5 protein-coding genes are annotated in these 11403 nt (G+C 52.8%); 1 reads left to right on the top strand and 4 read right to left on the bottom strand.

Features of this window, described 5'->3' with window-relative positions:
• Positions 1 to 92 precede the first annotated feature (92 nt).
• Positions 93 to 1346: an N-acetylmuramoyl-L-alanine amidase AmiC gene (gene amiC / locus D9742_RS15420; protein WP_130237484.1), complete on the bottom strand. Its 1254-nt coding sequence runs from the start codon at positions 1344 to 1346 to the stop codon at positions 93 to 95.
• Between the two features lie 231 nt (positions 1347 to 1577).
• Here amiC and argA point away from each other — a divergent pair, with 231 nt between their 5' ends.
• On the top strand, positions 1578 to 2909 hold the full coding sequence (gene argA / locus D9742_RS15415) for an amino-acid N-acetyltransferase (RefSeq protein WP_130237483.1): 1332 nt from the start codon (positions 1578 to 1580) through the stop codon (positions 2907 to 2909).
• 80 nt (positions 2910 to 2989) lie between these two features.
• Here argA and recD read toward each other — a convergent pair whose 3' ends face one another.
• Genes recD through ptrA form a run of 3 tightly spaced genes read right to left on the bottom strand, consistent with a single transcriptional unit; the run spans position 2990 to position 11239 of the window.
• On the bottom strand, positions 2990 to 4816 hold the full coding sequence (gene recD, locus D9742_RS15410) for an exodeoxyribonuclease V subunit alpha (RefSeq protein ID WP_130237482.1): 1827 nt from the start codon (positions 4814 to 4816) through the stop codon (positions 2990 to 2992).
• Positions 4816 to 8358 (bottom strand): exodeoxyribonuclease V subunit beta, encoded by a 3543-nt coding sequence (gene recB / locus D9742_RS15405; protein WP_130237481.1) that lies wholly within the window; start codon positions 8356 to 8358, stop codon positions 4816 to 4818. Before recB ends, recD begins: the two co-directional genes overlap by 1 nt.
• Entirely contained in the window at positions 8351 to 11239 is a 2889-nt protein-coding gene (ptrA, locus tag D9742_RS15400; RefSeq protein ID WP_130237480.1) for a pitrilysin, read from the bottom strand. Before ptrA ends, recB begins: the two co-directional genes overlap by 8 nt.
• Positions 11240 to 11403 lie beyond the last annotated feature (164 nt).

The following is an 11403-nucleotide window of genomic DNA, read 5'->3' as shown; positions in this document are numbered from 1 at the left end:
TCCGGCCCCCGCAACCAATTATTGAACACCCTAACGGGTGTTTTTTTTGTTTCTGCTCTCCCATAAAAAAGGCGCCATTCAGCGCCTTTTTATCATCCCCTTCGCGCCAACGTCGCCCCATCGGCAAAATAGGCTTTAATTCCCGCAAGAATAGACTCCGCAACTTCCTGCTGGAAAGTCGCCGTTTTCAATTTGCGCTCTTCCTCAACGTTACTGATAAACGCCGTTTCGACCAGAATAGATGGAATATCTGGCGCTTTCAGTACGGCAAACCCGGCCTGCTCAACCTGATTCTTATGCAGCTTGTTGATTTTCGCCAGCTTATTTAGCACGGCCTTACCAAACTTCAGGCTGTCGGCAATGGTCAGCGACTGCACCATATCGAACATGGTGTGATCTACATAGCGATCGCCACTTTTGCTCACGCCACCAATCAAGTCCGAGGCGTTCTGGGTTTGCGCCAGATATTTTGCCGCAGTACTGGTTGCGCCTTTGGTAGAGAGCGCAAACACCGAGGAACCACTCGGCTGGCGACTGGTAAAGGCGTCGGCATGAATAGAGACAAACAAGTCAGCACGCTGTTTCTGTGCTTTTGCTACGCGCACTTGCAACGGAATGAAGATGTCTTCATTACGCGTCATGTAAACCTTCATATTGCCCTCTTTCTCGATCAGAGAGCGCAGACGGCGCGCTATTTGCAATACCACGTCTTTTTCGCGCGTTTTGTATTTCCCCACCGCGCCGGAGTCTTCGCCGCCGTGGCCAGGGTCAAGCATAATGACAATCGGGCGATCGCGCCCAGCCTTGCCAGGCTGCGGGCCACTCTGCGCAGGCGGCACCTGCTTTTCGAGGTCGCCTTTATTGTAATCCTCCAACAATGCCAGCAATGGGTCTTGCATGTCCTGAGCATTGGCCGGATAAAGGTCCATCACCAGACGTTCTTTAAACCCGGCGACCGGCGCGAGGGCAAACATCTGCGGTTTTACATTTTGCTTTAACTCAAAAACCATCCGCACGGTTTGCGGATCAAATTGGCCGACGCGTGCCGACTTGATGAACGGGTCGTCAGCGCGGATTTGCGCAGCCATCCCCTTAAGCACTGAGTTCAGGTTTACATCTTCGATATCCACCACCACGCGTTCAGGGTTACTCAGCGCGAACTGCTTATATTTCAGCTGACGATTTGATTCTACCGTCACACGGGTATAGCTGGACGCTGGCCAGACGCGCACCGCCACGACCTGACTGACCGCTGCCAGACTCACCTGGCTTACGCTCAATAGCCACATGGCTCCCGCGCCTTGCAGTAAACGACGACGGCTGATTGCAGTGTTGGATCCTGACATGCCTCTCCCGAGCAAAAGAAATCTAAGCTGTGTAACAAGTAAACGACCAATTTGACCGGAAACTTTAGCGAAAGACGCATAATCTGTCATCTATAAAACGGTAAACATTCTATTTATATTCACGGTATTACTGATAAAAAAGTCGCTCTCGCATAAAATTTGCACTTGCACACGGCGAAAAAACAGAATAAAAATACAATAATTTCGAATAATCATGCAAAGAGGTGTGCCGTGGTAAAGGAACGTAAAACCGAGCTGGTCGAGGGATTCCGCCATTCGGTTCCCTATATCAATACCCACCGGGGAAAAACATTTGTCATCATGCTCGGCGGAGAAGCCATTGAGCATGAAAATTTCTCCAGTATTGTCAGCGATATTGGGTTGTTGCACAGCCTCGGCATCCGTCTGGTGGTAGTTTATGGCGCACGTCCCCAGATCGACGCGAATCTGGCAGCGCATCACCACGAGCCGCTATATCACAAGAATACGCGTGTGACCGACGGCAAAACGCTGGAGCTGGTGAAGCAGGCTGCGGGTACGTTACAACTGGATATTACCGCTCGCCTGTCAATGAGCCTCAACAATACGCCGCTGCAGGGTGCGCATATCAACGTCGTCAGCGGCAATTTTATTATTGCCCAGCCGCTGGGCGTGGATGATGGCGTGGATTACTGCCATAGCGGGCGCATCCGGCGGATTGATGAGGAAGCGATTCATCGTCAACTGGACAGCGGTGCGATTGTGCTGATGGGGCCGGTAGCGGTTTCGGTCACTGGCGAGAGCTTTAACCTGACCTCGGAAGAGATTGCCACTCAACTGGCCATCAAACTGAAAGCCGAGAAGATGATAGGTTTTTGCTCTTCGCAGGGTGTCACCAATGACGATGGCGATATTGTCTCCGAACTTTTCCCTAACGAGGCGCAAGCACGGGTAGAAGCCCAGGAAGAGAAAGGCGATTACAACTCTGGTACGGTGCGTTTTTTGCGTGGTTCGGTGAAAGCCTGCCGCAGCGGCGTACGTCGCTGTCATTTAATCAGTTATCAGGAAGACGGCGCGCTGTTGCAAGAGCTGTTCTCACGCGACGGTATCGGTACGCAGATTGTGATGGAAAGCGCCGAACAGATTCGTCGCGCAACAATCAACGATATCGGCGGTATTCTGGAGTTGATCCGTCCACTTGAGCAGCAGGGTATTCTGGTACGTCGTTCTCGCGAACAACTGGAGATGGAAATCGACAAATTCACTATTATTCAGCGCGATAACACAACTATTGCCTGCGCCGCGCTTTATCCATTCCCGGAAGAGAAGATTGGGGAAATGGCCTGTGTGGCAGTTCATCCGGATTACCGCAGTTCATCAAGGGGCGAAGTTTTGCTGGAACGCATTGCAGCCCAGGCGAAACAGAGCGGCTTAAGCAAATTGTTTGTGCTGACCACGCGCAGTATTCACTGGTTCCAGGAACGTGGGTTTACCCCGGTGGATATTGATTTACTGCCCGAGAGCAAAAAACAGTTGTACAACTACCAGCGTAAATCCAAAGTGTTGATGGCGGATTTGGGGTAAGTAATGAAAATCGCCGGATGCGGCATGCGCGATGCCCCAGGCATGATAAGACGCGCATGCGTCGCATCAGGCAATCACGTTTATACCCGCGCACCAAACAATGCAGCCAGCCCGCTACGCCGCTCGGTGCGCGTGGCGATTGCCGCACTTAAGATGCGTTCATCGGCATACAACGATAAACGCCGACGCGCGCGGGTCACCGCGGTGTAAACCAGCTCTCGCGTTACTACCGGTGTGCGTTGGCTCGGTAAAATCAACGCCGCATGGTCGAACTCCGATCCCTGCGATTTATGTACCGTCATCGCCCACGTGGTTTCGTGCTCCGGCAAGCGACTCGGTTGCACAGACTTAATATTGCCATCAGGCATTGCAAACCAGACGCGCGTCCCTTGCCCGCGATCCAGAGCGATACCGATATCACCATTAAACAATCCAAGCGCGCTGTCATTACGGGCAATCATCACCGGCCGGCCTTCGTACCAGCGCGAGTGCGGATGCCGATGAATTTTGCGCTTCTGTTGCATAAACTGTTCAATTCGATCATTCAGTCCAGCTACGCCAAACGGCCCTTCACGCAGGGCGCACAAAAGCTGGTACTCATTGAACGCCTGAATGATTAAATCCGGCTCGGCACGCGCTTGCAGCAGATCGAGGTAGCGTCCGTAACCTGCAAGTGCTTCCTCAAGCATCGCAACATAATCTTCGCCGCTCTGTAAAAGCCGTTTTTCGATATCAGTAAAATCCTGCTGAAAAACGGTTTTAACCGCCATTTTATCGCCGCGATTGATAGCCGCAGCAAGCTGACCAATGCCAGAATCGCTGCCGAAACGGTAACTCTTTTGCAGCAGGCAGAGACTATCGCGCAAAGATGCCGCTTCTGTGCCAGTTCCTGCCGGAACGTGAGTTCCCGTCAGGCGGCTCAACTGCCCGGCACGCTCTGCGGTAAAGCCGGCATTAGCATAAGCGCAGATATCGCCCAGCACAGCCCCAGCCTCAACCGAGGCCAGTTGATCACGATCGCCGAGAAAGATCACTCGCGCATGATCGGGCAAGGCGTCGATCAGCCGAGACATCATCGGTAGATCGATCATTGACGCTTCATCCACCACCAGCACATCAAGATGCAGCGGGTTACCGGCATGATGGCGTAAACGCTGGCTACCTGGCTGCGCGCCCAAGAGGCGATGCAAGGTGCTGGCGTCTTCCGGTATGCGTTTCTTTTGTTCATCGGTCAGCGGTAACTGGCGCAGAGCCTTGCCGAGAGATTCTGTTAAGCGTGCGGCAGCTTTCCCCGTTGGTGCAGCCAGGCGAATACGACAGCGTTCGCCGTCTGCCATTTGAATTAACGCAGCCAGCAACTTCGCCACAGTGGTCGTTTTACCGGTGCCAGGGCCGCCGGAAATCACCGAGATCCGCCGCGTCAGCGCCACTGCCGCCGCCACTTTTTGCCAGTTAATTTCATCACCAGGCGGAAAGAGTTTATCCAGCGTTTGCGCCAGCAACTCTTCATCCACTTCAATGGCATGATTCACCTCATTGAAGAAGCGCGCCACCGTACGCTCGTTACACCACATGCGATTCAAATAAAGACGATCGCCACAGAGGATCATCGGCGTGGGTTCATCTCCCCGGCTGACCGCTTGTGAAGCCAGCAAGCATTCTTCCCAATTTTGTAGCTCACCGATTTCACTGACACAGGTCGCCAACAGCGGATGCGACTCCTCGTTATTTTCCAGTCGTGAAAGCGGCAAACAGACGTGTCCCTCTCCGGCATCATGACTTAACAGTGCCGCCGCGAGGGTGACGGCGGGATGTTCATCTCCCGCCACAGTCAGGGCAAACTGCACGTCCAGCGGGCGTAGCTGTTTGTGCTCCACAGCTTCCAGTAATTGCTTTTGCAATTTCATTACGCCTCCTCCAGGGTCATACCGGCAAACATCTCATCCATCAGGGCAATCAACTCGGCGTTGGGTCGGGTCGCGTAGATCCCTTGTTGCGGATGCTCTTTATCAACGCCACGCAGGAACAGATAGATAACGCCGCCAAAGTGGCGCTCATAGTCGTAATCAGCAATGCGATGGCGCAGATAACGGTGCAGCGCCAGGGTATAAAGCTGATATTGCAGATCATAGCGGTGTGCCTGCATCGCCGCTGCCATAGCCTGTTGGGTGTAAGCCGAACTGTCTTCACCCAACCAGTTGGATTTATAGTCAAGCAGGTAATAACGCCCTTCGTGGCGAAACACCAGGTCGATAAAGCCTTTTAACATGCCGCGCACCTGCATGAACTCCAGCGGCGGGCAGCCTGCTGATAGCGGGTCAAACTGGCGGATTAACGTATCAAGCTGACTGGCGACAAGTGGTTCACTAATCGGCAGATAAAACTCCATCTCCACCTGTTTATTACGAGCGGAAAGTTGACTCAGTCTAACACCAGTTTCATTGAGCGGCGCCTGAAGAATAGCGGTGATCCATTCGGTTAATACAGGTTCCCAGTGCGCTTCAAAACCGCCAAGTTCCAGTTTTTCCCGCACCCAGTTCGGTTCAACCGGCTGGGTAAAATCCAGGTCTTCAAACAAACTGTGCAAAAACGTCCCCGGTGACGCACCGCGCGGGAACTGATGCGGTGTTAACGTCGGTTCTTCAACGATGCTGGCAACGCCTGCGGCATCGACATCCAGCCGTGGCATCAGATCCTGAGCGATTCCGTGACCACGCTGTTGTAAACCTGAGTAGCTGGTGACGCGCCAGTTATCGCCGGGCAATCGTTGTAATGTCCTGGCATTCAATTCTGCAGTTAAAGCATCATTAACCTGCCATGGCTGGTTATCACCAGTTTGTGCCGTTTGCCAGGCAATATCATCATCGCATAACGCTTCAATACAGGTGCGAAGCCCTGCCGCATCTTGCGGTTCCCCTTTTTGCAGCAAACGCCCGAGCGCACTTTGGTGAACGTCGGTGTCACCTTTTTTATCGCCACGACGGCGCACCAGCGGTGCAACGCCGAGACTGCAATGCCAAACCGAACGCGTCAGCGCCACGTAAAGCAAACGCAGATCTTCCGCCAGACGTTCGGCCTCCGCGAGATCGACACTTTCTGGCGCAGCGTTAAGATCCAGAACAGCCTCAAACGAGTGGCGATCGTGATAAAACGCCTGATCCTGGACGCGGAAATTGGTGATAAACGGCAACCAGACCAGCGGATATTCCAGCCCTTTTGATTTATGGATCGTTACAATCTGCACCAGATGTTTATCACTTTCGAGGCGCATTTGTTGGCTGGAGGCATTACTGTCTGGCTCGAGGATATGTTGCGATAACCAGCGTACCAGCGCATGTTCACTTTCCAGCTGCGTCCCGGCTTCTTGTAGCAGTTCGCTGATATGCAAAATGTCAGTAAGACGGCGCTCACCACCTGCCGTTGCCAGCAAGTTTTCTGCAATGTTACGCGCCGACATCAGCGCCCGCAGCATCGGCATAACGCCACGTTTGCGCCAGATTTGCCGATAACCATCGAACTCTTCAACTACCGCATCCCACGCATGTTCGTCATTGTTCAGCGTTTCAATATCCAGCGCATTCAGCCCCATCATTGACGTTGCCAGCGCACTGCGCAGGGTGTTCTCACGTTCGGGCGTCATCACCGCCTGCAACAACCAAAGCATTTCCTGCGCTTCCAGAGTTTCAAAAACACTGTCGCGGTTCGAAAGGTAAACGGAAGGGATTTCCAGCAGCGTTAAGGCATCGCGCACCTGAGCGGCCTCCTGGCGGCTGCGCACCAGCACGCTGATGTCCGAAGCACGCACCGGACGCGCTTCGTCGCCGTTCATCAGCAACGCTTCGCCCCGCTGTCCGGCTTGTAGCCAGTCGCGGATTTGTGCAGCACATACCTGCGCCATGGTACTTTGATAGTCGCCAACGCCGCAGCTTTCGCCTTCCATCAGCCACATTTTCATCGCAGGCTGCGTTTCACCTTTAAATACAAAACGTAACGCCTGATTTTTCCAGGCTGATTTCACTGGAATAAACGGTATTTCGCGAAACATGAACGCGTCATCAGTCTGGCTGAAAAGCTTGTTCACGCTGTTCACCATTCCTGGTGCGGAACGCCAGTTGGTGTCTAAAGTGTAGTGGGCGTGAACTTCGCTACGCGCCTTCATATAAGTGAAGATATCCGCACCCCGGAATGCATATATGGCCTGCTTCGGGTCGCCAATTAGCAACAATGCGGTTTCCGGCTGATGGTGCCAGATACGGCGAAAAATTCGGTACTGCTGGGGGTCGGTATCCTGAAATTCATCGATCATTGCCACCGGGAATCGCGTACGGATCGCCGCTGCCAACACCTCACCGCTTTCGCTACGCAGCGCGGAATCGAGCCGACTTAACATGTCATCAAAACCCAATTCGCCACGGCGGCGTTTTTCACGCGCTACTGTTTCGCGGATCTCAGCCAATGCGCGGGTGATCACCAGATCGCGGATCGACAATGGTTCTGCAAGCAGTTGATCGATCGCCTCAAACAGTGGATGTCGCGGGGTTTCCCCCCCGGCCTTCGTGCGATCTTCTAAGAAACGCTGGGAGAATTTTTCCAGCGACTCCGGCAACTGATAACTGTTTGTCTCTTCTTCTGCCCAGGCGCTGATCTTGTCGATCCATTTAGCCTGATTGCTACGGTTAAACTTGCGTCGATCAATACCAGAAGATTCGATCAGCGCATCCAGTTCACCCACTGCGTCGCGCCACTGCTGTTTTACCGTATCAATACGCGCCACAATTTGCGCGTGACGGGAAGCCAGCGTTTCATCATCGGGCGGCGGTGCTTTGATAACCGGCGCTTCGCCTTGCAGATAACGATTAATATCGCGCAGCAACGCCTGCGGCCCTTTCCAGGTTTCGAAGACGACCTGGGCTATTTCACGCGGCAGCGGGTAGCAGTGGCGACGCCAGAAATCGGCGCAGGCCTGGTAGCGTAGCAGAGACTCATCTTCAATCAGCTGCTGCTCAAACAGCATGCCGGATTCAAAGGCATTCAGGTTGAGCATGCGCTGGCAAAAGCCGTGAATAGTAAAGACTGACGCTTCATCCATCTGCCGTTCGGCTAACAACAACCACTGCGCGGCTTGCGCTTTATCGTCGATCTCTTCCAGCAGGCGTTCGTACAGTGGATTGTCGGTGGTTTCACGCAGACAGGCGATGCGCAACTCGTGGATATTGCTACGGATACGACCGCGCAATTCTGCCGTGGCAGCCTCGGTAAAGGTGACCACCAGCAGTTCTTCAACGGTCAGCGGGCGGGGAAAGGCGGCGGAACCGCCTAGTCCAAGTAACAGGCGCAAATAGAGCGCCGCAATCGTAAAGGTTTTGCCTGTGCCGGCAGAGGCTTCAATCAGGCGCTCGCCCTGTAAGGGCAAGCGCAAAGGATCTAGTGTCTCGGCGACATCACTCATTCTTTTCACTCATCAGGGGCATTGTTTGCTGCAACGCGCTGACGTTCTCCCACACTTTCCAGCCTTCAGGATGCACATATTCGGCTTTCCCGTTCTGGCTGCCGGAAATCTGCGACAGAATAGCCATGCCTTGCGGCTCGACTACCGCCTGATGGAAGAAATCAGCAAGTTTTTGCGGCGTCAGCAGTTTTATCTGGGCCACGATTTTATCACGCGAATCGAAGCGCATATTGCCGCGATCGAAATCTTTACTTAACTTCGATGCTTCTTCGCCGAGCGTTTGCGGTGCCTGCAGCATCTGGGTAATTACCGCCTGCTGGATTTGCGCAAACTCTTCTGGCTTCATCGCCCGCAATTTTGCCTCTGCGGTTGGGAAAAACGCCTTGTAACGCTCCCACAAGAATGAAGGCTGTTTATCATTGCTTTGCAAAAGGAAGCCCATGCCCCACTGACGCCCCACGCTCATTGGAAACGCAAACACGGCATAGCCCAATTGTTCTTCGGTACGCAACTGATTGTAGAACCACGGCTGTACGATCTGCCCCAACAGAGAGCTATAGGCTGAGCTGGTGTATTCATCGTAGCCAGTCGGTACAAATACCGCTGCCAGTGCGGAGTCGGTGCTGTTACCGGCTTTTTCAAAGATGACGGATTGTTTTTTATCGACCACTACATCTTTGTTACGACACCACTCTGAACCATCAGCGCCCAACTGTTTTTGCACATCGCGTGCCAGCGTTGTTGCCTGGGCCTCGGTCATGTTGCCGATAACCATAAACTCTGGTCGAGCCCCTGATTTTAAGGCGTCGCGATAGGCCAGCACCTCTTTCAACGTAATGGAGGGCAAAATTTTGCGCCGTTCATCTCGCGAGAAGTAAGGTACCTGGGAGAGCATCTGCGCGGGCATAATCGCCTGCTCGAACGCTTTGCCCTTTTCTGCGGAATCCATCATCTGGTTATACCAGGACTTTGCCTGCTCAAGCTGATCTTCCGTAGCGGTATAGCTAAAGTACCCATCGAGCAATGCCTGGAACAGCTGCGGCAGGCGCTGGGTGTAGCCATTAGCATTAACCATAAGGCCGTTGTTAGCGTTGGTGGAAAAACTTATGCCACCAACCGACGCCTGGTTACTTAACTGATCAAGCGCCAGCCCGGCAAGATAATCATTGAGCGCAAACATCACCTGATTACGTGCACTGTCCATTGCTTTCGGATTACGCAAAATCAGGCTGACATCGGCTTTTGGCTCGCTGGCAAAATAACGGCTTGGCGCATATACCACACGCAGGTTCGATTCATCCACAATCAACTCTGGATGGTCATATTTCTTCTCTGACTTAATCAGCGAGAAATCGTCAGGAATATAGGGGTTAAGCTCCGGTAAGGAGAGCGCAATATTGGCGGCTTTTTTCTGCCAGTCAGCGAAAGTTTGTGCGCTGATTTTATCGACCTGATACGGCGCATCGACAAAGTAAGCCGTTTTGTTATGCGGCTCTTTCGGGCTGATATACCAAATACGCGCATTCTGCGGCGTCATCATCGCCAGACGTTCTTTTACTGCTTTAGCATCGTACCGATCGGCAATATTGACCGCATCCAGCGTATGCTCAACAGGAACGCGAATCATGGTATCCGCCAGCCATTCGACGTAATCCATATCACGGGTGATTGACGGATAACGGAAGTCGATATCCAGCACATTCGCCAGTTCATCGAAGTACTGTTTATCAATGCCTTTTTCACGTAACAGATTGAGATAGCTAAAAATTGCTGCCACAACCTGATCGCGATTAGCCAGACCTTTATCGGTTAAAGAGGCAGAGATCGCTAAAACGCCGCTGTTGCCGTTGACGATAGGATCGGAGTTGGCGCTAATGCCCTCAACTAATCCCTGTTTTTGCAGCCAGTCAGAAAGTGTACCTGGACTGCGATTACCAATCAGATAGGTAATCAATTCATCGGTTTTACTACGGAATTTCGCCGAGTTGTTATCAATACGAAACTCGACGCGCAGCACTTTACGCGGCAACGCTGGAACATAATGAATGATAATGCCCTTTTGCGCGTCGGTGACTACCGGCACGGTGATTTCCGGTTTTTTGCTTTCTTTGTTCGGCACGCGACCGAAGGTGTCCGCCGCCATTTTTGCCAACTCCGGCAGCGGTTTATTGCTGTAAATAACCGCCTTCATCAGATTGGCGGAATAGTACTTCTCGTGGAAATCTTTCAGCGCCTGCTGCACCGGATTACCAGGTTTGTCGCTTAAAGTTTCGAGGTTACCACCAGAAAACTTTGAACCGGGGTGTGCCGGGTTAATGGTTTCTGCGCTGACCTGTGCCATGCGCATCCCGTCACGCGTACGCGCCATGGTTAATTCAGCGTTCACCGCATTACGCTCACGTTCGGCGTATTTCTTGTCGAGCAAGGGTTCTGCAATAGCATCGGCCAGGCGGTCTACCGCACCGGGCAAGGCGTCGTTCTCAACTTCCAGATAGAAAGCCGTGCGATACGGCGCAGTGCTGGCATTGTGACTACCACCGTGCATTTTGAGATATTCGGCCAGACTGTCAGCCTGCGGGTATTTTTTCGACCCCATCAGACTCATGTGTTCAAGGTAATGCGCCAGCCCCTGATAAGCCTCGGGATCTTCCAGCGACCCAACGGGCACCACCAGCGCCGATAGCGATTTAACTGCCTGCCGGTCAGAAACCAGCAAGACCACCATACCGTTCTCCAGACGCACGGCCTGATACTGGCGGTTATCTTTATCACTTTTACGGATGGTTTCCTGAATCGGCTGCCATCCCGTTTCTGCCTGACTTAAGGGTGCCCAGAGGGCAACAAACAACAATAATGCTTTGAACCAGGTGCTGCGGGGCATTCACGGACCTCATTATCAACTTTATTTTCCGACCAGATTCAACACGTTAACGTAAATCATCCGGTAGAATTTAATCTTGTGCTGAACGAGTCAGCCTATGTCTATATATCCATCAGTCCGTGACTGGTGCGCATCATAAAGTAAGCGAATGGATTGCGCAATTT

The organism is Escherichia sp. E1V33 (assembly GCF_004211955.1).
In the GTDB taxonomy this organism is placed as follows: domain Bacteria; phylum Pseudomonadota; class Gammaproteobacteria; order Enterobacterales; family Enterobacteriaceae; genus Escherichia.
Note: the sequence above shows the minus strand (reverse complement) of the source record. Positions and strands in the feature narration are given on the sequence as shown.